The sequence below is a fragment of the Candidatus Pseudomonas phytovorans genome (genome assembly GCA_029202525.1).
In the GTDB taxonomy this organism is placed as follows: Bacteria; Pseudomonadota; Gammaproteobacteria; order Pseudomonadales; family Pseudomonadaceae; genus Aquipseudomonas; species Aquipseudomonas phytovorans.
The window spans coordinates 5,662,496-5,686,653 of record CP119325.1 but is presented as its reverse complement, the minus strand read 5'-3'; the positions used below and the strand labels follow the sequence as shown (position 1 = coordinate 5,686,653).

General features: G+C 62.1%; 21 protein-coding genes. 8 read left to right on the top strand and 13 right to left on the bottom strand.

Annotated elements, in window-relative coordinates; translation table 11 throughout:
- Window positions 1-30 precede the first annotated feature (30 nt).
- The gene (locus P0Y58_25110; GenBank protein ID WEK30131.1) at window positions 31-1,215 is read right to left on the bottom strand and encodes an alkaline phosphatase family protein; all 1,185 of its coding nucleotides are present in this window, start codon (window positions 1,213-1,215) and stop codon (window positions 31-33) included.
- Window positions 1,216-1,354: 139 nt separating this feature from the next.
- Between P0Y58_25110 and P0Y58_25105 the strand changes: the two genes are divergently transcribed.
- The 4 genes from P0Y58_25105 to P0Y58_25090 all read left to right on the top strand — a co-directional run bounded on the left by P0Y58_25105 (window position 1,355) and on the right by P0Y58_25090 (window position 4,275).
- The gene (locus P0Y58_25105) at window positions 1,355-2,005 is read left to right on the top strand and encodes a FadR/GntR family transcriptional regulator (protein WEK30130.1); all 651 of its coding nucleotides are present in this window, start codon (window positions 1,355-1,357) and stop codon (window positions 2,003-2,005) included.
- Between the two features lie 13 nt (window positions 2,006-2,018).
- The gene (locus tag P0Y58_25100) at window positions 2,019-3,299 is read left to right on the top strand and encodes a CynX/NimT family MFS transporter (protein ID WEK30129.1); all 1,281 of its coding nucleotides are present in this window, start codon (window positions 2,019-2,021) and stop codon (window positions 3,297-3,299) included.
- Between the two features lie 177 nt (window positions 3,300-3,476).
- Complete coding sequence (locus P0Y58_25095) at window positions 3,477-3,953, top strand: nuclear transport factor 2 family protein (protein ID WEK30128.1); 477 nt, start codon at window positions 3,477-3,479, stop codon at window positions 3,951-3,953.
- On the top strand, window positions 3,946-4,275 hold the full coding sequence (locus P0Y58_25090) for a GIY-YIG nuclease family protein (GenBank protein WEK30127.1): 330 nt from the start codon (window positions 3,946-3,948) through the stop codon (window positions 4,273-4,275). The genes P0Y58_25095 and P0Y58_25090 overlap by 8 nt, the downstream gene beginning before the upstream one ends.
- Here P0Y58_25090 and yejK read toward each other — a convergent pair.
- On the bottom strand, window positions 4,235-5,242 hold the full coding sequence (gene yejK / locus P0Y58_25085) for a nucleoid-associated protein YejK (protein ID WEK30126.1): 1,008 nt from the start codon (window positions 5,240-5,242) through the stop codon (window positions 4,235-4,237). The genes P0Y58_25090 and yejK overlap by 41 nt on opposite strands.
- A 370-nt stretch (window positions 5,243-5,612) precedes the next feature.
- On the opposite strand from yejK, the gene P0Y58_25080 reads away from it, so the two are divergent.
- Window positions 5,613-5,894 carry an HU family DNA-binding protein gene (locus P0Y58_25080; protein ID WEK30125.1) on the top strand — a complete coding sequence of 94 codons (282 nt, stop codon included), beginning with the start codon at window positions 5,613-5,615 and terminating at the stop codon, window positions 5,892-5,894.
- A gap of 50 nt (window positions 5,895-5,944) precedes the next feature.
- On the opposite strand, the gene rlmF is transcribed toward P0Y58_25080, so the two are convergent.
- The 5 genes from rlmF to P0Y58_25055 all read right to left on the bottom strand — a co-directional run bounded on the left by rlmF (window position 5,945) and on the right by P0Y58_25055 (window position 12,398).
- A complete protein-coding gene (gene rlmF / locus P0Y58_25075; GenBank protein WEK30124.1) occupies window positions 5,945-6,895 on the bottom strand; it encodes a 23S rRNA (adenine(1618)-N(6))-methyltransferase RlmF in 951 nt (316 codons plus the stop codon).
- Window positions 6,896-7,012: 117 nt separating this feature from the next.
- The gene (locus tag P0Y58_25070) at window positions 7,013-9,859 is read right to left on the bottom strand and encodes a valine--tRNA ligase (protein ID WEK30123.1); all 2,847 of its coding nucleotides are present in this window, start codon (window positions 9,857-9,859) and stop codon (window positions 7,013-7,015) included.
- Window positions 9,860-10,069: 210 nt separating this feature from the next.
- Window positions 10,070-10,420, bottom strand: a complete 351-nt coding sequence (locus tag P0Y58_25065; GenBank protein ID WEK30122.1) for a DNA polymerase III subunit chi — start codon at window positions 10,418-10,420, stop codon at window positions 10,070-10,072.
- Between the two features lie 5 nt (window positions 10,421-10,425).
- Window positions 10,426-10,854: a DNA polymerase III subunit chi gene (locus P0Y58_25060; protein WEK30121.1), complete on the bottom strand. Its 429-nt coding sequence runs from the start codon at window positions 10,852-10,854 to the stop codon at window positions 10,426-10,428.
- A gap of 50 nt (window positions 10,855-10,904) precedes the next feature.
- Window positions 10,905-12,398 carry a leucyl aminopeptidase gene (locus P0Y58_25055; GenBank protein WEK30120.1) on the bottom strand — a complete coding sequence of 498 codons (1,494 nt, stop codon included), beginning with the start codon at window positions 12,396-12,398 and terminating at the stop codon, window positions 10,905-10,907.
- 301 nt (window positions 12,399-12,699) lie between these two features.
- Here P0Y58_25055 and lptF point away from each other — a divergent pair, with 301 nt between their 5' ends.
- A complete protein-coding gene (gene lptF, locus P0Y58_25050) occupies window positions 12,700-13,815 on the top strand; it encodes an LPS export ABC transporter permease LptF (GenBank protein WEK30119.1) in 1,116 nt (371 codons plus the stop codon).
- Window positions 13,808-14,869 (top strand): LPS export ABC transporter permease LptG, encoded by a 1,062-nt coding sequence (lptG, locus tag P0Y58_25045; GenBank protein WEK30118.1) that lies wholly within the window; start codon window positions 13,808-13,810, stop codon window positions 14,867-14,869. The genes lptF and lptG overlap by 8 nt, the downstream gene beginning before the upstream one ends.
- 70 nt (window positions 14,870-14,939) lie before the next feature.
- Here lptG and P0Y58_25040 read toward each other — a convergent pair whose 3' ends face one another.
- The 6 genes from P0Y58_25040 to gcvH all read right to left on the bottom strand — a co-directional run bounded on the left by P0Y58_25040 (window position 14,940) and on the right by gcvH (window position 22,022).
- Window positions 14,940-15,428, bottom strand: a complete 489-nt coding sequence (locus tag P0Y58_25040) for an RDD family protein (protein ID WEK30117.1) — start codon at window positions 15,426-15,428, stop codon at window positions 14,940-14,942.
- Window positions 15,429-15,520: 92 nt separating this feature from the next.
- A complete protein-coding gene (locus P0Y58_25035; protein ID WEK30116.1) occupies window positions 15,521-15,733 on the bottom strand; it encodes a cold-shock protein in 213 nt (70 codons plus the stop codon).
- A gap of 359 nt (window positions 15,734-16,092) precedes the next feature.
- Window positions 16,093-17,214, bottom strand: coding sequence for a glycine cleavage system aminomethyltransferase GcvT (gene gcvT, locus P0Y58_25030; GenBank protein ID WEK30115.1), 1,122 nt, complete (start codon window positions 17,212-17,214; stop codon window positions 16,093-16,095).
- Window positions 17,215-17,241: 27 nt separating this feature from the next.
- The gene (locus P0Y58_25025) at window positions 17,242-18,618 is read right to left on the bottom strand and encodes an L-serine ammonia-lyase (GenBank protein ID WEK30114.1); all 1,377 of its coding nucleotides are present in this window, start codon (window positions 18,616-18,618) and stop codon (window positions 17,242-17,244) included.
- 153 nt (window positions 18,619-18,771) lie between these two features.
- Window positions 18,772-21,627 carry an aminomethyl-transferring glycine dehydrogenase gene (gene gcvP, locus P0Y58_25020; protein ID WEK30113.1) on the bottom strand — a complete coding sequence of 952 codons (2,856 nt, stop codon included), beginning with the start codon at window positions 21,625-21,627 and terminating at the stop codon, window positions 18,772-18,774.
- Between the two features lie 11 nt (window positions 21,628-21,638).
- Entirely contained in the window at window positions 21,639-22,022 is a 384-nt protein-coding gene (gcvH, locus tag P0Y58_25015; protein ID WEK30112.1) for a glycine cleavage system protein GcvH, read from the bottom strand.
- 654 nt (window positions 22,023-22,676) lie between these two features.
- On the opposite strand from gcvH, the gene P0Y58_25010 reads away from it, so the two are divergent.
- On the top strand, window positions 22,677-24,092 hold the full coding sequence (locus P0Y58_25010) for an FAD-binding oxidoreductase (GenBank protein WEK30111.1): 1,416 nt from the start codon (window positions 22,677-22,679) through the stop codon (window positions 24,090-24,092).
- Window positions 24,093-24,158: the final 66 nt, after the last annotated feature.

Below are 24,158 nucleotides of genomic sequence, written 5' to 3'. Positions count from 1 at the left end.
GGGCGCGGTTCTTCTAGGAGCGCGCCCGGCTCAATAGCTGCTCTCTTCAATGACAAACGCCTTGGCCGCCGGCCGGTTGCGCACCGCTGCCGGTGTGCCATCAAGCACCAGCGCATAGTCATTTTGCTGCCCCATCCCCTCCGGATCAGTCCATTTGCCGTCTTTGGCCGCAACTTGGGCAACTACATGCCCGTTCTTGATAATGGTCAGGTAGCCGTTGGCATTGCTGTTCCAGCGCAACCGCCCTTTAGTTTCATCGGCCCGCGCCTTGCGCACGCCGGCATCGCCCAGCAATGGCGTGCCGTCCAATAGCCATTCCGGTTGTAGCTTGAGGCCCATGTGGCGTAGCACCGTGGGCGCTACCGAGGTCTGTGCGGGTAGCCCGTACAGGTTGTTGGGCCCTGGCATTTCCACAGGAATGCTCAAATCGGTCAGTTCCTGATTCAGCGGCTTGTTGCTGGCGATGAAGATGCTCTTTTCCTGCTCCGAAGCGCTGCCATGGCCTTTGCCCCAATAGTCCCGGCCGTGGTCCGTGCTGACAATTACCAGCCAGTCTTCCTTTGGAAACATGCGACGTCGCTGATCTACCCTGTCCAGCAACCGCCCGATCTCGCTGTCGGCCTTGCGCAAGGCCTGCTGATAGTCGTCGCCGTAACCCTTGTCATGGCCGACCTGGTCAGGTTCATCCAGTTGAATGAAGGTGAAGTCAGCGGGCGTGTTTTGCAGAACCTGCAACGTTCGTTCGATCACCTGTTCATCCGACAAACCGCTTTCGCGTATGTCGGCGCCATGGGCGTCCTCCAGCAGAAATGCCGTGTTGATGGGGGACCAGTTGACGATGCTGGAGAGGTAGGCATTGGGGAAGGCCAGGCGTAGCCGCTTGAACAGGCTCGGAAACGCCGGGTTCAGCCGTTGCGAGTCGGCGTCCGAGTCAACGCCATGCTTGTAGCTCCACACGCCGGTCAGCAAGGTGGCCCAGCCGGGACCGCTCAAGGTGGGTTGCTCGCTGGCTTTACCATTGATCCCCCCAGCGTAGGCCTTGCCGTAGTAAAGCCGTTGTTTCAGGTTGATGGCGTCGCCCAGCTGCAGGTATTGCTCCAGCTGTACACCGTCGAGCCCGATGAACAAGGCTTTGGGGCGGCTCGGGCTCTGGGCCGGATCGCAACCCGGCAGCATGGCCAGAAATAGCAGTAACAGCAGGCTCGCCAGTCGCATGTAGGTACGTCCTTGAAAGTACGCCACGAGCGTTGCAACAAAGGGTTTTGTCCACAACTGGCAGAAATGTCAGGTGGTTTGCGGCGTTGCCCTGCATCCAGTAAGCTGTGCAAATTCATCGGATGATTGGTTCAGTGAGATGAGTACCGAGTTGACCAAGCGTTCCCTTGTCGAACTGGCGGTGGAGCGCATGCGCGAGCGCATCGTGCTGGGCGACTGGCAAGTCGGCCAGCGTTTACCGACCGAGCCCGAGCTTGCACTGCAGCTGGGGATCAGCCGCAACACCGTGCGCGAGGCCATGCGTGTGCTGGCGTTCAGTGGCCTGGTGGAAATTCGCCAGGGCGACGGCAGCTACCTGCGCACGGCTCAGGACCCATTGCAGGCAGTGCAAGCAATGTCCCGCTGCACCGCTGAGCAGGCCCGTGAAACCCGCCACATCCTCGAAGCCGAGGCCATCGGCCTGGCGGCGTTGCGCCGGACGGATACCGACCTGCAAGCGCTGCGTGATGCATTGGCCGGCAGCGCCGGGCACTTTCACGGTGATGTCGATGCCTATGTGGCGTGTGACCTGGTCTTTCACCAGCGGCTGGTCGATGCCGCGCACAACCCGGCATTAAGCGAGCTGTACCGGTACTTTTCCGGTGTGGTGGCTGCCGCTCTGCAGCACAACATGGCAACCGTGCCCCGTTGCCAGGCCACGTTCGATCTGCATGGGCAGATCCTCGACGCCATCGAGCAACGTGATGCGGAGCGGGCCAAGCGCCTGAGCCGTACCCTCATCGAATCCTGACCCCGAGAAGGCCATGGCTGAATCCATCACCCGTAATACTCCGCCGAACAAGCGGGACCTCGATGAACTGCTGATCGACGCTGAAGCTGACGACGAGCAGGTTCAGCAACAGCCTGTGGTGTTGCGCCGGCCCTGGCTGTTGCTGCTGGGCCTGGTGCTGGTGGCATTGAACCTGCGCCCGGCTTTGTCGAGCATGGCGCCGGTGCTGGGGCAGGTAGCCGAAGGCCTGGGGCTGAGTGCCTCGCAGGCTGGCTTGCTGACCACCTTGCCGGTGCTCTGCCTGGGCCTGTTCGCGCCGCTGGCGCCACTGCTGGCGCGGCGCTTTGGCAGCGAGCGGGTGATCCTGGGTATCCTCGTCACCCTGGCGCTGGGCATCGTGGTGCGAAGCAGCTTTGGGGCCGTCGGGGTGTTCTTTGGCAGCCTGATGGCGGGGGCCAGCATCGGTATCATCGGCGTGCTGTTGCCGGGTATCGTCAAGCGCGACTTCCCGCAGCATGCGGGCACGCTGACCGGTGTGTACACCATGGCGTTGTGCCTGGGCGCAGCGATGGCTGCAGGTGCCACCGTACCTTTGGCCAGGCATTTCGACGACAGCTGGGCACTGGGGCTGGGCTTCTGGATGTTGCCAGCCGTACTGGCCATGCTTGTATGGCTGCCGCAGGCCCGGCAGGGGCATGGCCTGCACAAGGTGGCCTACCGCGTGCGTGGCCTGTGGCGTGACCCGCTGGCCTGGCAGGTGACCCTGTACATGGGCCTGCAGTCATCGCTGGCTTACATCGTGTTCGGATGGTTACCATCGATCCTGATCGGCCGCGGCCTGAGCCCGACCGAGGCGGGCCTGGTGTTGTCGGGGTCGGTGATCGTGCAACTGGTCAGCTCGCTCAGTGCGCCCTGGCTGGCCACCCGTGGCAAGGACCAGCGTTTCGCGATCGTGCTGGTCATGCTGATTACCCTGGCTGGCCTGTTCGGCTGCCTGTATGCGCCGGTGTCGGGGCTGTGGGGATGGGCCGTGGTGCTGGGCCTGGGGCAGGGCGGGACCTTTGCCCTGGCGCTGACCTTGATCGTGTTGCGCTCGAAGGATGCCCATGTGGCGGCAAACCTGTCGAGCATGGCCCAGGGGGTGGGTTACACCCTGGCGTCGATGGGGCCGTTTGCAGTAGGGCTGGTACATGACATGACCGGAGGCTGGGCGGCGGTGGGATGGATTTTTGCCGTGCTGGGGATTGGCGCCATTGTTTTCGGGCTGGGCGCCGGGCGGGCGTTGCATGTGCAGGTGACCAGCGAGAAGGTCTGAGGCATATGTTGGCAGTACTGGCCTCTTCGCGGGCATGCCCGCTCCCACAGGAATTCCATAACTTTGAAAATTCGTGGTGCCCTGTGGGAGCGGGCGTGCCCGTGAAAGGGTCGGTACTGGCATAAGCATTCGAGGCAGATTATCGTGCTGCTTTCGACCCCAGGACGGACCTGCCCCATGAGCGACGCCAACCGAGACCTGATCACCCGCTTCTATCAGGCCTTCCAGCGCCTGGACGCCGAGGCCATGGTGGCCTGCTACAGCGACGATATCGTTTTCAGCGACCCGGTTTTCGGCACCCTGCGCGGCAAGGATGCGGGCGACATGTGGCGTATGCTCACTACCCGCGCCAAGAACTTTACCCTGACCTTCGACAGCGTCCGCGCCGACGAGCGTGGCGGCGGCGCGCACTGGGTGGCTACCTACCTGTTCAGCCAGACCGGCCGTATTGTGGTCAACGATATCCAGGCCCGCTTTGTGATTCGCGACGGGCTGATCTGCCAGCACGACGACACCTTCGACCTGTGGCGCTGGTCGCGGCAGGCGTTGGGTGCGCCAGGCGTACTGCTCGGCTGGTCGCCGCTGGTGCAGAACAAGGTGCGCTCGCAGGCATTCAAGGGCTTGCGCGCATTCCAGCAGGCCCAGGGTGAGTGATGTTGTCGAAGCGGTTGTTGGCAAACCCTGGTATGTCTACCTGGTAAGGGCTGCGAATGGCTCGTTGTACTGCGGCATCAGTGATGATCCGCAGCGGCGCTTCGTTGCACATCAGAAAGGGCAGGGGGCCCGTTACTTCAAGACCAGCCCGGCCCAGGCGCTGGTGTATGTGGAGCAGTGGCCGGATAAGGGTGAGGCGTTGCGCCAGGAACGCTTGGTCAAGCGGCTGCGCAAGTCGGCAAAGGAGGCGTTGGTGGCCTCCTTCAGCGACCTTGGGGGTATCAGTCCTTGCGCCGCTTCAGTTGGTCCACCAGGGTTGTAGGCAGGCCCTTGATGATCAATGTTCCCGCCTCTTCGTCATATTCGACCTTGTCACCTAGCAGATGCGCCTCGAAGCTGATCGACAGCCCCTCGGCACGCCCGGTGAAGCGGCGGAACTGGTTGAGGGTGCGCTTGTCTGCGGGGATTTCCGGCGACAGGCCGTAATCCTTGTTGCGGATATGGTCGTAAAACGCCTTGGGCCGGTCTTCGTCAATCAGGCTGGACAGTTCTTCCAGCGTTACCGGCTCGCCCATTTTGGTCTGGCTGGTGGCGTACTCGACCAGGGTCTGGGTCTTTTCGCGGGCGGACTCTTCCGGCAGGTCTTCGCTCTCGACGAAGTCGCTGAAAGCCTTGAGCAGGGTGCGGGTTTCGCCTGGGCCGTCGACGCCTTCCTGGCAGCCGATGAAGTCGCGGAAATAGTCCGAGACCTTTTTGCCGTTCTTGCCCTTGATGAACGAAATGTACTGTTTCGAACTCTTGTTGTTCTTCCATTCCGACAGGTTGATGCGCGCTGCCAGGTGCAGTTGGCCAAGGTCGAGGTGGCGCGAAGGGGTCACATCAAGCTCGGCGTTTACTGCCACGCCTTCGCTGTGGTGCAGCAGGGCAATCGCCAGGTATTCGGTCATGCCTTGCTGGTAGTGGGCAAACAGCGTGTGGCCGCCGGTAGACAGGTTGGACTCTTCCATCAGTTTTTGCAGGTGCTCCACCGCAACGCGGCTGAAGGCGGTAAAGTCCTTTTCCTCGTCGAGGTACTGCTTCAGCCAGCCACTCAGCGGATAGGCCCCGGACTCACCGTGGAAAAACCCCCAGGCCTTGCCTTGCTTGGCGTTGTAACTGTCGTTGAGATCGGCCAGCAGGTTTTCGATGGCGTCCGAAGCGGCCAGTTCAGCGTCGCGGGCATGCAATACAGCAGGGCTGCCATCGGGCTTTTTGTCGATCAGGTGAACGATGCAATGACGGATTGGCATGGGATTCTCGGCGAGCTGCAAAAGTCGTCAAGTTTACCCTAGACACAAGGTGGTGCAGTGGCCGTATGTTGGCAGATATGTCGGTTGTTCGTTTTTTGTTCAGTTTTGTGCGTTTTAGGCTAAAACCCCCGAAAAACCTGCATTAAATCCAAGTGCGCAGCGGATATTTATCCATTCCTGTGGTAGTTTTGCGCGGTCTTGTGCCCCTCGTGTGGCGCATTGCTGGCAGCGTGCTGTCGTCGTGTCGAACCAAACGCCGATTTACGTATCTACATACGCGATTGGCGCGGCCCTCCACTGAAAGGGGCTGGCCCGATAACGTCGTCGTTCGCTGCATAACCATCGAATTTGATAGGGAAGGAACATCACCATGGCATTGACCAAAGACCAACTGATTGCCGACATCGCCGAATCGATCGCCGCGCCAAAAGCCACCGCCAAGAACGCTTTGGAGCAACTGGGCCAGATCGTTGCCGACCAACTGGAAAACGGCGCTGAAATCACCCTGCCAGGCATCGGCAAGCTGAAAGTCTCCGAGCGTCCTGCCCGTACCGGCCGCAACCCTTCGACTGGCGCTGCCATCGAAATCGCTGCCAAGAAAGTCGTCAAGTTCGTGCCAGCCAAAGTGCTGACCGATGCCATCAACAAGTAATTGTTGAAGCGTTGACGAAACCGCGCCCGGCTTGCCCGGGCGCGGTTTTTTCATGCCTGTGATTTATCCCGGGTGTACCAGGCCTGGCGCGCGGCATCGTCGTGGAAGCTCCAGGCGACCATGCGGCTTTGCTTCTGCCCCTGGCCCATTTCGACAATGCGTACAGCCTTGGTGCCGGCCTTCTTCAGCGCGGCCTCGATCCCTGGCAGGTTGCTGGCCTTGGACACCAGGCTGGTGAACCACAGCACCTGCTTGGCGTACTGCACGCTTTCGCCGACCAGTTGGGTGACAAAGCGGATTTCGCCCCCCTCGCAACACAATTCATTGTTCTGGCCACCGAAGTTCAGCACCGGCAGCTTGCGCTTGGGGTCCTGCTTGCCGAGGTTCTTCCATTTGCGCTGGCTGCCACGGGTGGCTTCGTCGCGTGAGGCATGGAAGGGCGGGTTGCACAGGGTCAGGTCGAAGCGTTCGTCATCCTGCAGCAGGCCGCTGAGGATATGTGCACGGTTGGCCTGCTGGCGCAGGGTGATGGCCTTGCCCAGGCCATTGGCCTGGACGATGGCCTTGGCGGAGGCCAGGGCTACCGGGTCGATGTCCGAGCCGATAAAGCGCCAGCGGTAGTCGCTGTGGCCCAGTAGCGGGTAAATGCAGTTGGCGCCCACGCCGATGTCGAGTGCACGTACCTGCGCGCCTTTGGGTGCTTCGCCGGCGTTGTCGGCGGCCAGCAGGTCGGCGGCTACGTGGATGTAGTCAGCGCGGCCGGGGATCGGCGGGCACAGGTAGTCGGCCGGGATGTCCCAGTGCTGGATGCCGTACTGGGCTTTGAGCAAGGCACGGTTGAACACCCGCACGGCTTCGGGGTTGGCGAAGTCGATACTGGGTTTGCCGTGAGGGTTGGTGATGGTGAAACGGGCCAGGTCAGGGTGGGCCTTGATCAGGCTGGGGAAGTCGTAACGGCCCTGGTGGCGGTTGCGCGGGTGCAGGGTGGGTTTTTCGGTCATGATTGGGTCCTGAAAAGCATCGCCGGCAAGCCAGCTCCCACAGGGATGGCGCTTTCCTGTGGGAGCTGGCTTGCCGGCGATGGGCTGCGAAGCAGCCCGCTATGGCTTCACTTTTGGTTACAGCGCTGCAATCCGCGCATGCTGCTCGGTGAAGTTGGCCAGGGCCTGTTCGGACTCGGCCAGCTTGGCGCGTTCCTTCTCGATCACTGCAGGCGGCGCCTTGTCGACGAAGGCGGCGTTGGACAGCTTGCCCCCCACGCGCGCCACTTCGCCTTGCAGGCGCTGGATTTCCTTGTTCAGGCGCGCCAGTTCGGCATCCTTGTCGATCAGGCCAGCCATAGGCACCAGCACTTGCAGATCACCGACCAGGGCAGTGGCCGACAGCGGTGCTTCGTCGGCGTCGCTCAGCACGGTGAACGATTCGACCTTGGCCAGCTTCTTCAGCAGTGCTTCGTTTTCCTGCAAGCGGCGCTGGTCGTCGGCGTTGGCGTTTTTCAGGAACAGCGGCAGCGGCTTGCCCGGGCCGATGTTCATTTCGGCGCGAATGTTGCGCAGGCCGACCATCAGCTCCTTCAGCCACTCGATGTCACCCTCGGCAGCGGCATCGATGCGTGCTTCATTGGCCACCGGCCACGGCTGCAGCATGATGGTCTTGCCTTCGACGCCGGCCAGCGGCGCGATGCGCTGCCAGATTTCTTCGGTAATGAACGGCATGAACGGGTGCGCCAGGCGCAGTGCTACTTCCAGTACACGCACCAGGGTGCGGCGGGTGCCGCGGGCGCGCTCGACCGGGGCGTTTTCGTCCCACAGTACCGGCTTGGACAGCTCCAGGTACCAGTCGCAGTACTGGTTCCAGATGAACTCGTACAGTGCCTGGCTGGCCAGGTCGAAGCGGAACTGCTCCAGCTGGCGGGTCACTTCGGCTTCGGTGCGCTGCAGCTGCGAGATGATCCAGCGGTCAGCCAGCGACAGCTCGTAGGCTTCGCCGTTCTGGCCGCAGTCCTCGCCCTTGTCCAGCACGTAGCGGGCGGCGTTCCAGATCTTGTTGCAGAAGTTGCGGTAGCCTTCGACGCGGCCCATGTCGAACTTGATGTCGCGGCCCGTGGAAGCCAGCGAGCAGAAGGTGAAGCGCAGGGCGTCGGTGCCGTAGCTGGCGATACCTTCGGGGAACTCGGCCTTGGTCTGCTTGGCGATCTTGTCGGCAAGCTTGGGCTGCATCAAGCCGCTGGTGCGCTTTTCCAGCAGGGCGTCGAGGGTAATGCCGTCGACGATGTCCAGCGGGTCCAGCACGTTGCCCTTGGATTTGGACATCTTCTGGCCCTGGCCGTCACGCACCAGGCCGTGCACGTACACGGTCTTGAACGGTACCTGCGGGGTGCCGTCTTCGTTCTTGATCAGGTGCATGGTCAGCATGATCATGCGCGCAACCCAGAAGAAGATGATGTCGAAGCCGGTCACCAGCACATCGGTGGAGTGGAACTTCTTGAGGAACTCGGTCTGTTCCGGCCAGCCCAAGGTGGAGAAGGTCCACAGGCCCGAGCTGAACCAGGTGTCGAGTACGTCGTCGTCCTGGCGCAGGACCACGTCAGCGCCCAGGTTGTGCTTGGCACGCACTTCGGCTTCGTCGCGGCCAACGTAGACCTGGCCGGCCTCGTCGTACCACGCCGGAATACGGTGGCCCCACCACAGCTGGCGGCTGATGCACCAGTCCTGGATGTCACGCATCCAGGAGAAGTACATGTTCTCGTACTGCTTGGGCACGAACTGGATACGGCCATCTTCCACGGCAGCGATGGCAGGCTCTGCCAGCGGCTTGGTGGAGACGTACCACTGGTCGGTCAGCCATGGCTCGATGACGGTGCCCGAACGGTCGCCTTTCGGCACTTTCAGGGCGTGGTCGTCGATGCTTACCAGCAGGCCCTGGGCATCCAGGTCAGCGACGATCTGCTTGCGCGCAACGAAGCGGTCAAGGTTGGCGTACTGGGCCGGCAGGGTGGTATCGACCTGCTCGTTGACGCTGCCGTCGAGGTTGAAGGCCTGGGCGCTGGCCAGCACGAAGGCGTTCTTGTCGAAGATGTTCAGCAGCGGCAGGTTGTGGCGCTTGCCGACTTCATAGTCGTTGAAATCGTGGGCCGGGGTAATCTTCACGCAGCCGGTACCGAACGCCGGGTCGCAGTAGTCGTCGGCGATGATCGGGATGCGGCGGCCAACCAGCGGCAGTTCGACGAACTTGCCGATCAGTGCCTGGTAGCGCTCGTCGGTCGGGTTGACCGCAACGGCCGCGTCACCCAGCAAGGTTTCCGGACGGGTGGTGGCAACGACCAGGTAGTCCAGGCCTTCGGCAGTCTTGGCGCCGTCGGCCAGCGGGTAGCGCAGGTTCCACAGGTGGCCCTTCTCGTCGTGGTTTTCCACTTCGAGGTCGGAAATGGCCGTGTGCAGCTTGGTGTCCCAGTTGACCAGGCGCTTGCCACGGTAGATCAGGCCGTCTTCATGCAGGCGCACGAACGCTTCCTTGACCGCGTCGGACAGGCCGTCGTCCATGGTGAAGCGCTCGCGGCTCCAGTCTACCGACGAGCCCAGGCGGCGGATCTGGCGGCTGATGTTGCCACCGGACTGGTCCTTCCATTCCCAGATTTTCTCCAGGAATTTTTCGCGGCCCAGGTCATGGCGGTTCTGGCCCTTGGCTTCAAGCTGGCGCTCGACCAGCATCTGCGTGGCGATACCGGCGTGGTCGGTACCTGGTTGCCACAGGGTGTCGCGGCCTTGCATGCGGCGGAAACGGATCAGGGCATCCATGATCGCGTTGTTGAACCCGTGGCCCATGTGCAGGCTGCCGGTCACGTTCGGCGGCGGGATCATGATGGTGTAGGACTCGCCTGCACCTTGTGGGGCGAAATAGTTCTCGGACTCCCAAGTGTTGTACCAGGAAGTTTCGATGGCGTGCGGCTGGTAGGTCTTATCCATGCGCGGCGGGACCCTGTGCATTTATTCGGGAAAGCCGGGAAGTATAACCAAGGTGGGGGCCGCAGGCGACAAGCTGCTGCTATCTGGCAGGGCAGGCTTGGCCTCTTCGCGGGTAAACCCGCTCCCACAGGGACCCCACAGGTCTTGAGGCTTGCGCGGTCATTGTGGGAGCGGGTTTACCCGCGAAGCAGGCACCGCCGGATTTCGGCCTTATTCGGAGCGCTTGATCAACCGCTCGATCCGCGCATCCAGCCGGCGTTTGATCTCGTTCTCGATATGCGGGGTAAAGTCGTTGATCACGTCCTGCATGATCATCTGCGCCGCTGCGCGCAGCTCGCTTTCCAGGTGCAGCAGGGTGTCCTGGCGGCGGGCTTGCGGGTCCGCATCGGGCTCGGCATCAGGTGCAGGGTTGCCGGCAGGTTCTTCCAGCAGCAGGGGGATCTGCTCCACCGTTTCGGTCAGCAGCGGCGGTTGCAGGTCGGCATCGCCCAGCAGCTCGCGTATCGACTCCAGGTCGTCGAGCAGATGGGCAGAATCAGGTCGGGCGGAAGGCTTGTCCATCGTCGTCAAAGTCGCTGTAAGCGGTGGTCTTGCAGAGCATAGCCCTGTTCACGGTAGAAACGGAATCGCTCACGGGCTGATTGGCGGATGCCAGGCTCCTCGACCACGATTTCGGCCACCCGCTCGAACTGCCCGACGAAGCCCGGCACGCCAGCCCCGAGGTTGATCAGCAGGTCGCGGTGCTCGCCGGCGTTGTCAGCCAGGCCCAGTGCCACGCCGGCATCGGCGTGCAGTTCGGCCAGGTCGTGGGGCACGAAGGCCTCGCCCTTGAAGCGCCACAGGCGCTGGTCCAGCTCGTCGCGTTGCTCGGCATCCTGGCAATGCAGATAGACCCGGTGGCCGAGGCGCCAGGCCTTTTCGCACAATTTGCAGGCGAAATCGAGCCGCGCCGACAGTGAGTCGGTAGGCAAGATGTAGAAGTCGACTTTGCTCATGATAGAAATCGCCGGCCGGTGGTGCGCAAGGCACCACCGGCCTCGGGGCGTCAGGCGCCAGCGCGGTCCAGCAGGTACTGGGTCAGCAGGGGCACCGGGCGGCCGGTGGCGCCCTTGTCCTTGCCACCACTGATCCAGGCGGTACCGGCGATGTCCATGTGCGCCCAGTTGTAGGCCTTGGCGAAGCGCGACAGGAAGCAGCCTGCGGTGATGGTGCCGGCCTTCGGCCCGCCGATGTTGCCCATGTCGGCGAACGGGCTGTCCAGTTGCTCCTGGTATTCATCGAACAGTGGCAACTGCCAGGCGCGGTCGTCGGCGCGCTTGCCGGCGTCGAGCAACTGGCCGACCAACTCGTCGTTGTTACCCATCAGGCCAGAGGTGTGGCTGCCCAGGGCGACGATGCAGGCGCCGGTCAGGGTGGCGATGTCGATCACCGCCTGCGGCTTGAAGCGTTCGGCGTAGGTCAGGGTGTCACACAGCACCAGGCGGCCTTCGGCGTCGGTGTTGAGGATTTCCACGGTCTGGCCGCTCATGGTGGTGACGATATCACCCGGGCGAGTGGCGCCGCCGCTCGGCATGTTCTCGGCGCAGGCCAGCAGACACACCAGGTTGATCGGCAGCTGCAGTTCGAGCACCGCGCGCAGGGTGCCAAATACGCTGGCAGCGCCGCACATGTCGTATTTCATTTCATCCATGCCGGCGCCAGGCTTGAGGCTGATGCCGCCGGTGTCGAAGGTGATGCCCTTGCCCACCAGCACGAACGGCTTCTCAGCTTTCTTGCCACCCTGGTAGTTGAGCACGATCAAGCGTGGCGGCTGGTCGCTGCCTTGGCCCACGGCATAGAACGCGCCCATGCCCAGGTCCTTGATCTTCTTTTCGTCCAGCACTTCCACCTTCAGGCCTTTGTGCGCCTTACCCAGTTCCTTGGCCTGTTCGGCGAGGAAGCTTGGATGGCACAGGTTAGGCGGCAGGTTGCCCAGGTCGCGGGTGAAAGCCATGCCGGTAGCAATGGCGCTGGCGTGCCTGACGGCGCGCTCTACCTCGGCCTGGCCGGCCTTGTCGGCCAGCAGGGTGACTTTTTTCAGGGCGCGTGGTTCGACCTTTTGGCTTTTGAAACGGTCGAACACGTACTCGCCGTCGAGCAGGGTTTCGGCCAGCAGGCGGTATTTGCCGTAGTGGGCGTCACGGTTGCTGACTGCGATATCGTCCAGGGCCAGTACTGCGTCGGTGCCATTCAGGCCCTTGAGCACGCCGGCGACGCTGGCAACCAGTTTGCGCCAGGTGCGGTCGCCCAGGGCTTCGTCCTTGCCGCTACCTACCAGCATTACGCGCTCGGCCTTCAGGCCCGGCAGGTTCTGCAGCAGCAGGGTCTGGCCTGGCTTGCCAGCCAGGTCACCGCGTTTGAGCACGGCGCTGATGGCACCTTCGCTGGCCAGGTCGACAGCCTTGGCGGCAGCGCCGAGCTTGCCCTTTTCACCTACCGCAATAACCAGGGTGGCGGTTTTTACGGATGCAGCAGCTACGCTTTTTACAACCAGTTCCATGTCAGGGTCCCCGAATGATCGATACGTATGGCGCTGTGTGTTCCAACGCTCTGGACGGGCCTGGCCGCGCAGTCGCGTGCCAGCGGAAAAGCTGCCAGTTTGAGCCTGCGGCAAGCGTGCTGACAACCCCGTTATGCACGTTCATGCGCGGCCAAGTGACAGGGGCGGTCAATCACAGGATAATGCGCGCACTTTACATGGAGGTTCGCCGTTGGCGAACCGGCATTGGTCTTGGCTGTACTAAGTCATTGTTTGGCGCCATTGCATGGCAGTCCGCCCTGACAACCCAGGAGTGTCTGGTTTGATCGTCTTTCGTTATCTGTCCCGCGAGGTCCTGGTGACCTTGAGCGCCGTCAGCGCTGTGCTGCTGGTGATCATCATGAGCGGGCGCTTCATCAAGTACCTGGCCCAGGCGGCCCAGGGCGTGCTCGACCCGGGCGTGCTGTTCCTGATCATGGGCTTCCGGCTGCCGGGGTTCCTGCAACTGATCCTGCCGCTGGGGCTGTTCCTCGGCATTCTCCTGGCTTACGGGCGCCTTTACCTGGAAAGCGAGATGACCGTGTTGTCCGCAACCGGTATGAGCCAGCAGCGCCTGTTGGGGTTGACCATGGCGCCGGCGGCGCTGGTTGCCGTGCTGGTGGCCTGGCTGAGCCTGAGCCTGGCACCACTGGGTGTGGCCCAGGTGCAGCAGATCATCGCCCAGCAGGACACGCTGACCGAGTTCGACACCTTGGTGCCGGGCCGCTTCCAGACCTTGCGCGATGGCTCCCGGGTAACCTACACCGAGCAGCTGTCGGATGACCGCGTCAACCTGGCCGGGGTGTTCATCTCCGAGAAGCGCTTCAATCAGGACAAGACCAAGGACCGCGCCCCGTCAGTATTGGTGGCTGAAAAAGGTCATCAGGAAATCCAGGCCGACGGCAACCGCTACCTGGTGCTGGAAAACGGCTACCGCTATGACGGCAACCCGGGCCAGGCCGACTACCGCGCGATCAAGTATGACACTTATGGTGTACTGCTGCCCAAGCCGGAAGTGGCCGAGGAAGTGACCGAACGCGAAGCCATCCCCACTTCCGAGCTGTTCGGCAAGAAGGGCCTGCGTGAGCGTGCCGAGCTGCAATGGCGGCTGTCGCTGCCGATCCTGGTGTTTATTGTCACCCTGCTGGCGGTGCCGCTGTCCCGCGCCAACCCGCGCCAGGGCCGCTTCCTCAAGCTGCTGCCGGCAATCCTCCTGTACATGGCCTACCTGACAATGCTGATTTCCGTACGCGGCGCCCTCGAGAAGGGCAAATTGCCGATTGGCCTGGGCATGTGGTGGGTCCACGGCTTGTTCCTGCTGATCGGGCTTGGCTTGATGTATTGGGAACCGATGCGCCTCAAGCGCGCCGCCCGTCGTGCGGAGGTGGCCCATGGGTAAGCTGGACCGCTACATCGGCCAGAGCGTGCTGCTGGCCATCCTGGCGGTGCTGGGCATCATCCTCGGCCTGGCCTCGCTGTTCGCCTTCATCGACGAGATGAGCGACCTCAGTGACACCTACACGGTGATGGAGGCCGGCAACTTCGTCTTGCTGACTGCACCTCGGCGGCTGTACGACATGCTGCCGATGGCCGCCCTGATCGGCTGCCTGATCGGCCTGGGCAGCCTGGCCAGCAGCAGCGAACTGACCATCATGCGTGCTGCCGGGGTTTCGATCGGCCGCATTGTCTGGGCGGTGATGAAGCCGATGCTGGTGCTGATGCTGGTCGGCCTGCTGATTGGCGAATACGTGGCACCGGTGACCGAGAACAAGGCCCAGGCCGACCGTTCCCTGGCCCAGGGCGGAGGTGAGGCGCAAAGCTCCAAGCGCGGCATGTGGCACCGCCAGGGTGAGGAGTACGTGCACATCAACGCCGTGCAGCCCAATGGCCTGCTGCTGGGTGTGACCCGTTACCGCTTCGATAGCGAGCGCAAGATTGTCACGTCGAGCTTCGCCCGCCGCGCGCAGTACCAGCAAGACCAATGGCTGCTCGCGGATGTGCGCACCACTTACTTCCGTGGCGATCACACCGAAGTGGTCAATACCCCGGAGGAGCGCTGGGACGTTTCGCTCACGCCGCAACTGCTCAACACCGTGATCCTGGCACCGGAATCGCTGTCCATCACCGGGCTGTGGGACTACATCCACTACCTGTCCGACCAGGGGTTGAACAACGCCCGTTACTGGCTGGCGTTCTGGAGCAAGGTGCTGCAGCCGATGGTGACTGCGGCGCTGGTGCTGATGGCGATTTCCTTCATCTTCGGCCCGCTGCGCTCGGTAACCCTTGGTCAGCGCGTGTTCACCGGCGTGCTGGTGGGTTTCGTGTTCCGTATCGCTCAGGATCTGCTGGGGCCTTCGAGCCAGGTGTTCGGCTTCCCGCCGCTGTTGGCGGTGGTGATCCCCGCGGGCATTTGTGCGCTAGCGGGTGTGTGGTTGTTGCGCCGGGCAGGTTAGTGGCCTGAGTTGCACAAAAAAGCCGACCTCAGGGTCGGCTTTTTCATGGGTGTGGGCCTGTGCTCTTGGACTATTTCTTCTGCTTCGGCACCCGCACCAGCTGGCTTTCCGAGTAGATGTCATGCCATCCACGCTTGCGCTTGTCGATCAGCGCCCAGAAAAAGCCCAGCCCCAGGCACAGCCACGAGGCAATCGACACCACGAAGCGCAATAGTGCCTGCCACAGGCTGATGGCGGTGCCGTCGGCGTTCTGCACCCGCACGCCCCACACCTGCATACCCAGCGTCTGCCCGCCGTGGGTCCAGAACTTGGCAAAGAAGCCGAACACGGCAAACAGTAGTACCGTGGACAGCAGCGGGTCGCCATCCAGTGCACCGGCTTCGGTCAGCTCGCGCATGCGCGCCTCGCCGATAAACGCCATCTGGATCAGCTTGTAGGCACCGGCGGTCACGATCAGCAACGCCGTGCACAACAGGAAGTCGTAAAACATTGCCGCCAAACGCCGGCCAAGGCCAACGGGGGGGAAATCACCCTGCGGGAGGAGGTGGGGCGTGGGCATTGCGGGGCAGCTCCAGATGGCAAAGGCCCATTTTATGGAATTGCACGCAAAAAAAAGCCCCTGCGCGTCAACGCAGGGGCTTTTTTTACGGATTATTCGGCGACTTGGACTTCGTCAGCCTGCTGGCCTTTTTGGCCTTGCACGGCAACGAAGGTCACTTTCTGGCCTTCTTTCAGGCTCTTGAAACCGTTACCTTGAATAGCGCGGAAGTGTACGAACAGATCCGGACCGCTTTCTGGAGTGATGAAACCGTAACCTTTTTCGTCGTTAAACCACTTGACGGTACCGCTCTGACGCTCAGCCATTGTCTTATTTCCTACGAAGCTTGAATTGTGATGACAGTTACTCTCGCACTTATCTGTAAGCGAAAGATTACTGGGCTGGGGTTGCAGGAAAGTAAGAGACGTCGAACGGGTTGTAGCGAACTTCGGCTACTGGCCCAGGTCACGAACTGTTGCGACCCATGCAAACACAGTGCAGTGACTCTACGCCAACTCCCGAGCGAAAAACAAGCCCTCGGTCGTATGGAAAAATAGCCGTTTGCCGATAACCGACCGGTTTGTCGGAAACGGCATGGCGCCTGGCCTGGCGCCATGCTCAAAAGTTATTGGGCAGGTTCGAAAACGAATATGGAACCCTGCCCGTAAACCTTCACAAAGGTGTTTCAACCACGGTAGTAACGTTGCGCCACGAAAGGCATTTTGCTGACTTTCAAGGCAACCTTCTTGCCACGGACTACGGCAAACAGTGCCGTGTCGATTGCGGCATGTTCACTATCGATATAACCCATTGCGACAGGTGCGCCGAGTGTCGGGCCAAAGCCGCCGCTGCACACTTTGCCTACCGGTTTATCGTTGGCATCGACAATATCCGCGCCCTCGCGTACTGGCGTGCGCTCTTGCGGCAACAGGCCGACACGTTTGCGTGCGACGCCGTCGCGCTGGTGAGCGAAGATCGCCTCGGCGCCCGGGAAGCCGGCAGCACGTGCACCGTCTGCGCGGCGCACCTTGGAAATCGCCCACAGCAGGCTGGCTTCGATCGGTGTGGTTTCGCTGTTCATGTCGTGGCCATACAGGCACAGGCCTGCTTCCAGGCGCAGCGAGTCGCGTGCCCCCAGGCCGATCGGCTGTACTTCCGGCTCGGCCAACAAGCGACGGGCCAGGGCTTCGGCAGCGTTGGCAGGTACCGAAATTTCATAGCCGTCTTCGCCGGTGTAGCCCGAGCGGCTGACGAAGCAGTCTTCACCCAGCAGTTTGACCGGTCGGAACTGCATGAATGTCATGCCGGCGACTTCCGGCGCCAGGCGCTCCAGCACCTTGACTGCCGCCGGGCCTTGCAGGGCGAGCAGGGCACGCTCCTCGAACAGCGGCTGCACATTGCAACGGTCGCCGATGTGCTTCTGCAGGTGGGCCAGGTCCTGGTTCTTGCAGCCCGCGTTGACCACCAGAAACAGGGTGTCGTCGCCCAGGTTGGCGACCATCAGGTCGTCGAGGATGCCACCTTGCTCATTGGTGAACATGGCATAGCGCTGCATACCCACCGGCAGGTCGATGATATCCACCGGCACCAGGCTTTCCAGGGCCTTGGCGGCTTCGGCGCCGCGCAGGATGATCTGGCCCATGTGCGAGACATCGAACAGGCCGGCCTGCTCGCGGGTGTGCAGGTGTTCCTTGAGCACGCCCAGCGGGTACTGCACCGGCATGTCGTAGCCGGCGAACGGCACCATGCGTGCACCCAGTTCCAGGTGCAGGGCGTGCAGTGGGGTCTTGAGCAGTGTTTCGGACATCGGTGACTCCTTGCTGTTGTTGTCGGGTCAACATTCGATGATGTTGACGGCCAGGCCGCCGCGGGCGGTCTCTTTGTATTTGCTTTTCATGTCGGCGCCGGTCTGGCGCATGGTACGGATGACCTTGTCGAGCGACACGAAGTGCTGCCCGTCGCCGCGCAATGCCATGCGCACCGCGTTGATGGCCTTCACCGAGCCCATGGCATTGCGCTCGATGCAGGGCACCTGGACCAGCCCGCCGATCGGGTCGCAGGTGAGGCCCAGGTTGTGTTCCATGCCGATTTCAGCGGCGTTTTCCACCTGCTGAACGCTACCGCCCATCACTTCGCATAGCGCCCCAGCGGCCATCGAGCAAGCCACGCCAACCTCGCCCTGGCAGCCCACTTCGGCGCCGGAGATGGAGGCGTTTTCCTTGTACAGGATGCCGATTGCCGCAGCGGTGAGCAGAAAACGCACCACCCCGTCCTCGCTGGCACCTGGCACGAAGCGCATGTAGTAGTGCAGCACCGCCGGGACGATGCCTGCCGCGCCGTTGGTGGGCGCAGTGACAACGCGCCCGCCGTAGGCGTTTTCTTCGTTCACCGCCAAGGCGTAGAGGTTGACCCAGTCGAGTACCGAAAGGGCATCGCGCAAGCTTGCCTCCGGGTGGCGACTCAGCTGGCGGTAAAGTGCCGGCGCCCTGCGCTTGACCTTCAGCCCACCCGGCAGGATGCCTTCGTGCTGGCAGCCAGCTTCGACGCAATCCTGCATCACCTGCCAGATGTGCAGTAGCCCGGCGCGGGTTTGTGCCTCCGGGCGCCAGGCAGCCTCGTTGGCCAGCATCACCTGGCTTACCGACAGGTTCTGCGCGGTGCAATGGCCAAGCAGTTGCTTGGCGGTCTTGAACGGGTAGGCCAGCACGGTGCTGTCCTCGACGATGCGGTCGTGGCCGGCGGCATCTTCGTCAACCACAAAACCACCGCCCACCGAGTAGTACTCGCGGCTGCGGATTTGCAGGCCGGCGTCGTCGAAGGCGCGGAAAATCATGCCGTTGGGGTGGTAGTCCAGCGGTTTGCGGATCATCGCCAGGTGCTGCTTTTCGATGAAGGCGATGCTGTGCTCCCCCAGCAGGTTGAGGCGACCGCTGTCGCGGATGGCCTGCAGGCGGGCGGGGATGCTGTCGGTGTCGACGGTGTCGGGGTGCTCGCCTTCAAAGCCCAGGAGCACGGCCTTGTCACTGCCGTGGCCCTTGCCAGTGGCACCCAGCGAGCCGTAGAGCTCGGCCTTGACGCTGGCGGTGCGGGGCAGCAGGCCGTCACGCCGTAGCCCTTCGGCAAAACGCGCAGCAGCGCGCATCGGGCCGACTGTGTGAGAGCTGGAGGGGCCGATGCCGATCTTGAACAGGTCGAAGACGCTCAGTGACATGGTGGACCTCCAGCCAGGAATATTGGGCGGATGGTGAACCCTGTGGGAGCGGGCATGCCCGCGAATGCGTCGGTGAAGCCACCATCGCATTCGCGGGCATGCCCGCTCCCACAGAGGTTCACACCTCAGGTCAGGTGGCGAGCCTTAGGGCTATCAGGCGTCCTGATAGCTCTCGATCGACGGGCAGGCGCACACCAGGTTGCGGTCGCCGAACACGTTGTCGACCCGGCCGACCGGCGGCCAGTATTTGCTTTCCACCAGGCTTGGCAGCGGGTAGACCGCCTGTTCGCGGCTGTAACCATGGGCCCATTCGCCAACCAGCTCGGCCGCCGTGTGTGGGGCGTTCTTCAGCGGGTTGTCCTCCTTGTCCACGCTACCGCTTTCGACCGCACGGATTTCTTCACGGATCTGGATCATCGCGTCGCAGAAGCGGTCCAGTTCTTCCTTGGCCTCGCTTTCGGTCGGTTCGATCATTAGCGTGCCGGCCACCGGGAAGGACATGGTCGGGGCGTGGAAACCGAAGTCGATCAGGCGCTTGGCCACGTCGTCGACGCTGATGCCGCTGGTGTCCTTCAGCGGGCGCAGATCGAGGATGCACTCGTGGGCCACCAGGCCATTGCCACCGGTATACAGAACAGGATAGTGCTCTTCCAGGCGGCGGGCGATGTAGTTGGCATTGAGGATCGCCATCTGCGAGGCACGCTTGAGGCCGGCACCGCCCATCATGCGGATGTACATCCAGGTGATCGGCAGGATGCTGGCGCTGCCGAATGGGGCGGCGCATACCGCACCTTCGGTGTTTTCCAGCTGCGCGTGGCCTGGCAGGAACGGCGCCAGGTGCGATTTTACGCCAATCGGGCCAACGCCCGGGCCGCCACCACCGTGCGGGATGCAGAAGGTTTTGTGCAGGTTCAGGTGGGACACGTCGCCGCCGAACTTGCCCGGGGCGCACAGGCCAACCATGGCGTTCATATTGGCGCCGTCGATGTACACCTGGCCACCGTTGTCGTGGATGATCGCGCAGATTTCGCCGATCGCTTCCTCGAACACGCCGTGGGTCGACGGGTAGGTGATCATGATTGCAGCCAGGCGCTCGCGGTGCTCGATGGCCTTGGCGCGCAGGTCCTCTACATCGACGTTACCGCGGGCGTCACAGGCGGTGACGACGACGCGCATGCCAGCCATGTGTGCGGTGGCCGGGTTGGTGCCGTGGGCCGAGGACGGGATCAGGCAGATGTCGCGGTGGCTTTCGCCACGGCTGCGGTGGTAGGCGCGGATGGCCAGCAGGCCTGCGTATTCGCCCTGGGAGCCGGCGTTGGGTTGCAGCGACACGGCGTCATAGCCGGTGGCGGCGCACAGCATGGCTTCCAGCTCGGTGGTCATCTGCAGATAGCCCTGGCTCTGCGCGGCCGGGGCGAACGGGTGCAGGTTGCCGAACTCGGCCCAGGTGACCGGGATCATCTCGCTGGCGGCGTTCAGCTTCATGGTGCAGGAACCCAGCGGGATCATGCTGCGGTCCAGCGCCAGGTCCTTGTCGGCCAGGCGGCGCAGGTAGCGCATCAGTTCGGTTTCGCTGTGGTAGCGGTTGAACACCGGGTGTTCGAGGATGGCCGACTGGCGCAGCAGGGCGGCAGGCAGCAGCGAACCTGTGCTTGCAGCCAGTGCGGCGAAGTCAGGTTGAGCCTGATCGCCCCCGAACAGTTGCCAAAGCGACTCGACGTCAGCCTGGCTGCTGGTTTCGTCCAGCGACAGGCCCACGTGGGCGGCGTCGATCTGGCGCAGGTTGATGCTCAGGGCGCGAGCCTTGTCATGCAGGCCGGCGGTGGCAGTGCCGGTAGCCAGGGTCAGGGTGTCGAAGGCGCTGTCGCCCACTACCTGTACGCCCAGCACCTTCAGGCCGGCGGCCAGGATCGCGGTCAGTGCATGGGTGCGCTCGGCAATGCGCTTGAGCCCTTGCGGGCCGTGGTAAACGGCGAACATGCTGGCGATGTTGGCCAGCAGCACCTGGGCGGTGCAGATGTTGCTGGTGGCCTTCTCGCGGCGGATGTGCTGCTCGCGGGTTTGCATGGCCAGGCGCAGGGCGGTTTTGCCGAAGCGGTCGATCGACACGCCGACCAGGCGGCCCGGCATGTCGCGCTTGAACGCGTCACGGGTGGCGAAGTAGGCCGCGTGCGGGCCACCGAAGCCCAGTGGTACGCCAAAACGCTGGGCGCTGCCGATGGCCACATCGGCGTCGAATTCGCCCGGTGGGGTCAGCAGGGTCAGGGCGAGCAGGTCGGCGGCCACGGCGACCAGGGCGTTGGCGGCGTGGAAGCGCTGCACCACGTCGCGGTAGTCGAACACGTCACCGTTGCTGGCCGGGTATTGCAGCAGGGCGCCGAAGAACGAGCTGACATCGCCCAGCTCGCGCTCGTCGCCGACCACCACCTCGATACCCAGCGGCTCGGCACGGGTGCGCAGTACGTCGAGGGTTTGCGGGTGGCAGTGCACGGAGGCGAAGAAGGCGTGGCTGGCCTTGTTCTTCGACAGGCGCTTGCAGAAGGTCATGGCCTCGGCCGCAGCAGTGGCTTCGTCGAGCAAGGAGGCGTTGGCGATCGGCAGGCCGGTCAGGTCGCTGATCAGGGTCTGGAAGTTCAGCAGCGCTTCCAGGCGGCCTTGGGAGATTTCTGGCTGGTACGGGGTGTAGGCGGTGTACCAGGCCGGGTTTTCCAGCAGGTTACGCAGGATCGGCGCCGGGGTGTGAGTGTTGTAGTAGCCCTGGCCGATGTAGCTTTTGAACAGCTGGTTCTTGCCGGCGATGGCCTTGAGCGCGGCGAGTGCGTCGGCCTCACTCTGGCCGTCGTGCGAGCCCAGCACGCTGGTGCCTTTGATGCTGTCGGGGATGACGGCGGCCGTCATGGCGTCCAGCGAGTCGAAGCCCAGGGCGGTAAGCATGGCCTGCTCGTCAGCGGCGCGCGGGCCGATGTGGCGGGCGATGAATTCGTTGGCGGTGCCGAGGTTGATGGTCATGGCGGAGTTCCTCAGGCGTCGTCGTTGGCTTTGATCAGGCGGTCGTAGGCGTCCTGGTCGAGCAGGGCGGTGACTTCGTTCATATCGGCGGGTTTGAAGCGGAAGAACCAGCCATCGCCCAGCGGGTCTTCGTTGACCAGTTCCGGGCTGTCTTCGAGCTGGGCATTGACCTCGACCACTTCACCGGTCAGCGGCATGTACACGCCGCTGGCGGCCTTCACCGACTCGACGGTAGACGCTTCGCTGCCTTTCTCATACTGCTGCAGCTCGGGCAGTTGCACGAAAACCACATCGCCCAAAGCGTTCTGGGCGAAGGCGGTGATGCCCACGGTGACGCTGCCGTCGGCTTCGACGCGCAGCCATTCGTGATCTTCAGTGAAACGCAACTCGCTCATGGGGATTCCTCGGGAAGCAGGGCGCTGGGCGCGGTGGTGCCGCGCTCTTGGGTTGGGAATCCATTAGCAAAAATGCGGCCAATCACAAAATATGCATATAAAACAGTGACTTATTGATTTTAGGTGGTCGCTCATTCATTTTTATGGAACGAAAACGCTACAGATGATCAGGAATGAAAAACCGTTTGGGGATCAAACCCTTGCGCAGGCGCTCTCGAATGGGTGTGTATTGTTTTCGGTACGGTGTATTCAAATCGATACATCGCTGTCCGCACGGGCCTGTCATTGGCCTCTCATAAAAATTGCCGAAGTTTGATTAGAAGTAATCGGGTGGCACCGGCGAATTGCAGTCAATAAATATAAGGTAACGAGCTTCTCATTGAGCGCATTGCGTCGCTGAAACTACTCCGACCTCGTGTTCCGAAGTAGCTTTCATCATGCGCCTACACGGTGTCGCTATATTAACTATTTATGTCCTCTGAGTGATAGTTTTCAAATGGCTGAACTAAGTATTTGTCCTCAGCGATTTTTCCGGTACGGGTGCGTCACCAAAATAGCCCCCCTTTAATTTTTAACTCTCAGCCTGACTGCCTGGCCGCAAAGTTGGTTCAGGGGGCTGTCGGCCAACACCAGATACCAGGAAAGGAAAGTGTCATGGGAATGACGAGGCGTAAGTTTTTGATCGGCGGCGGCGTCGTGGCTGCTGCAGCTGGCGCGGGGATTCTGACCCCCTTGCTGACCCGCGAAGGCAGGTTGATCCCGGGCAAACCGCGGTTTGGTTTTGTAGAAGGCACCGAGGGCGTGCTGCCCAAGCAGGCGGATGTAGTCGTCGTTGGCGCTGGTATTCTCGGGCTTATGACGGCGATTAACCTGGTCGAGCGTGGCCTCTCGGTAGTTGTGGTTGAAAAAGGTGAGATTGCCGGCGAACAGTCGTGCAGGTTCTATGGTCAGGTCATGACCTACAAGATGCCGGATGCGACATTCCAGTTGCACCATCTTGCCAAGCAACGTTGGCGTGAAATGAATGCCAAAGTGGGTGCAGATACCAGCTATCGCACACAAGGCCGGGTCGAAGTGCCTTTCGATGAAGAAGACCTGGAAGGCGTCAGAAAGTGGATCGATGTCAAAACCCGGGAAGCAGGTTCGGACATCCCCTTCAAGACACGCATCATTCAAGGCAATGAACTTGAGCAGCGGCTGCGCGGTGCATCATCGAAGTGGACGGTTGCAGGCTTCGAGGAAGACTCCGGCAGCCTGGACGCCGAACGCGCATCGTATGTCATGGCCGAGTATGCCAAGAAAATCGGCGTACGGATCTACACCCACTGCGCCGCAAGGGGCCTGGAAACCCAGGCCGGTGCGATCTCCGATGTGGTGACCGAGAAGGGTGCCATCAGGACAGCCCGCGTGATCGTGGCCGGCGGCGCATGGTCCAGGTTGTTCATGCAGAACCTGGGCGTCGATGTGCCTACCTTGCCTGCTTATCAGTCCCAGCAAATCATCAGTGCGGCACCGCGTGCACCCGGTGGCAACGTTGCATTGCCCGGCAATATCTACTTCCGTGAGCAGGCCGACGGTACCTACGCGACTTCGCCGCGCGTCGTGGTTGCCCCGGTGGTCAAAGAGTCGTTCATGTATGGCTATAAATACCTGCCACTGCTGGCGATTCCCGACTTCCCGGTGCATATCTCGCTGAACCGGCAATTGATCGACTCGTTCACTCAGCCAACCCACTGGAAGCTGGACGAGGTTTCGCCCTTCGAGAAAAACCGGCTGATGACGGCGGCCCCTGATATCCCAGAGCTGGATGCATCGCTGGAAAAACTCAAGGTCGAGTTCCCCGCCTTCAACGAGGCGAAGTTGATCGACCAATGGAGCGGTGCCATGGCCATCGCCCCGGATGAGAACCCGATTATTTCGCAGGTCAAGGAGTACCCTGGCCTGGTCATCAATACCGCGACCGGTTGGGGTATGACGGAAAGCCCGGTGTCGTCCGAGTTGTCGGCCGACCTGCTGCTTGGAAAGGCGCCCGTGCTGGACCCGACAGCCTTTAGCCTTTATCGATTCTAAGTGCTCATAGCGCAATGGAATGACCCGTGTGCGCCTCACCGATGCGTACACATGCTTGGTAATCTT

Excerpts from the sequence above, each read along its gene's own strand:
- P0Y58_25070 (WEK30123.1), bottom strand. The coding sequence starts at position 9,859 with ATGGATAAGACCTACCAGCCGCACGCCATCGAAACTTCCTGGTACAAC.
- P0Y58_25055 (WEK30120.1), bottom strand. The coding sequence starts at position 12,398 with ATGGAACTGGTTGTAAAAAGCGTAGCTGCTGCATCCGTAAAAACCGCC.
- P0Y58_25105 (WEK30130.1), top strand. The coding sequence starts at position 1,355 with ATGAGTACCGAGTTGACCAAGCGTTCCCTTGTCGAACTGGCGGTGGAG.
- P0Y58_25110 (WEK30131.1), bottom strand. The coding sequence starts at position 1,215 with ATGCGACTGGCGAGCCTGCTGTTACTGCTATTTCTGGCCATGCTGCCG.
- P0Y58_25080 (WEK30125.1), top strand. The coding sequence starts at position 5,613 with ATGGCATTGACCAAAGACCAACTGATTGCCGACATCGCCGAATCGATC.
- gcvH (WEK30112.1), bottom strand. The coding sequence starts at position 22,022 with ATGAGCGAGTTGCGTTTCACTGAAGATCACGAATGGCTGCGCGTCGAA.
- rlmF (WEK30124.1), bottom strand. The coding sequence starts at position 6,895 with ATGACCGAAAAACCCACCCTGCACCCGCGCAACCGCCACCAGGGCCGT.
- P0Y58_25010 (WEK30111.1), top strand. The coding sequence starts at position 22,677 with ATGGGAATGACGAGGCGTAAGTTTTTGATCGGCGGCGGCGTCGTGGCT.
- P0Y58_25025 (WEK30114.1), bottom strand. The coding sequence starts at position 18,618 with ATGTCACTGAGCGTCTTCGACCTGTTCAAGATCGGCATCGGCCCCTCC.
- P0Y58_25100 (WEK30129.1), top strand. The coding sequence starts at position 2,019 with ATGGCTGAATCCATCACCCGTAATACTCCGCCGAACAAGCGGGACCTC.
- P0Y58_25095 (WEK30128.1), top strand. The coding sequence starts at position 3,477 with ATGAGCGACGCCAACCGAGACCTGATCACCCGCTTCTATCAGGCCTTC.
- gcvP (WEK30113.1), bottom strand. The coding sequence starts at position 21,627 with ATGACCATCAACCTCGGCACCGCCAACGAATTCATCGCCCGCCACATC.
- gcvT (WEK30115.1), bottom strand. The coding sequence starts at position 17,214 with ATGTCCGAAACACTGCTCAAGACCCCACTGCACGCCCTGCACCTGGAA.
- P0Y58_25060 (WEK30121.1), bottom strand. The coding sequence starts at position 10,854 with ATGAGCAAAGTCGACTTCTACATCTTGCCTACCGACTCACTGTCGGCG.
- P0Y58_25065 (WEK30122.1), bottom strand. The coding sequence starts at position 10,420 with ATGGACAAGCCTTCCGCCCGACCTGATTCTGCCCATCTGCTCGACGAC.
- P0Y58_25035 (WEK30116.1), bottom strand. The coding sequence starts at position 15,733 with ATGGCTGAGCGTCAGAGCGGTACCGTCAAGTGGTTTAACGACGAAAAA.
- P0Y58_25040 (WEK30117.1), bottom strand. The coding sequence starts at position 15,428 with ATGCCCACGCCCCACCTCCTCCCGCAGGGTGATTTCCCCCCCGTTGGC.
- yejK (WEK30126.1), bottom strand. The coding sequence starts at position 5,242 with ATGCCAATCCGTCATTGCATCGTTCACCTGATCGACAAAAAGCCCGAT.
- lptG (WEK30118.1), top strand. The coding sequence starts at position 13,808 with ATGGGTAAGCTGGACCGCTACATCGGCCAGAGCGTGCTGCTGGCCATC.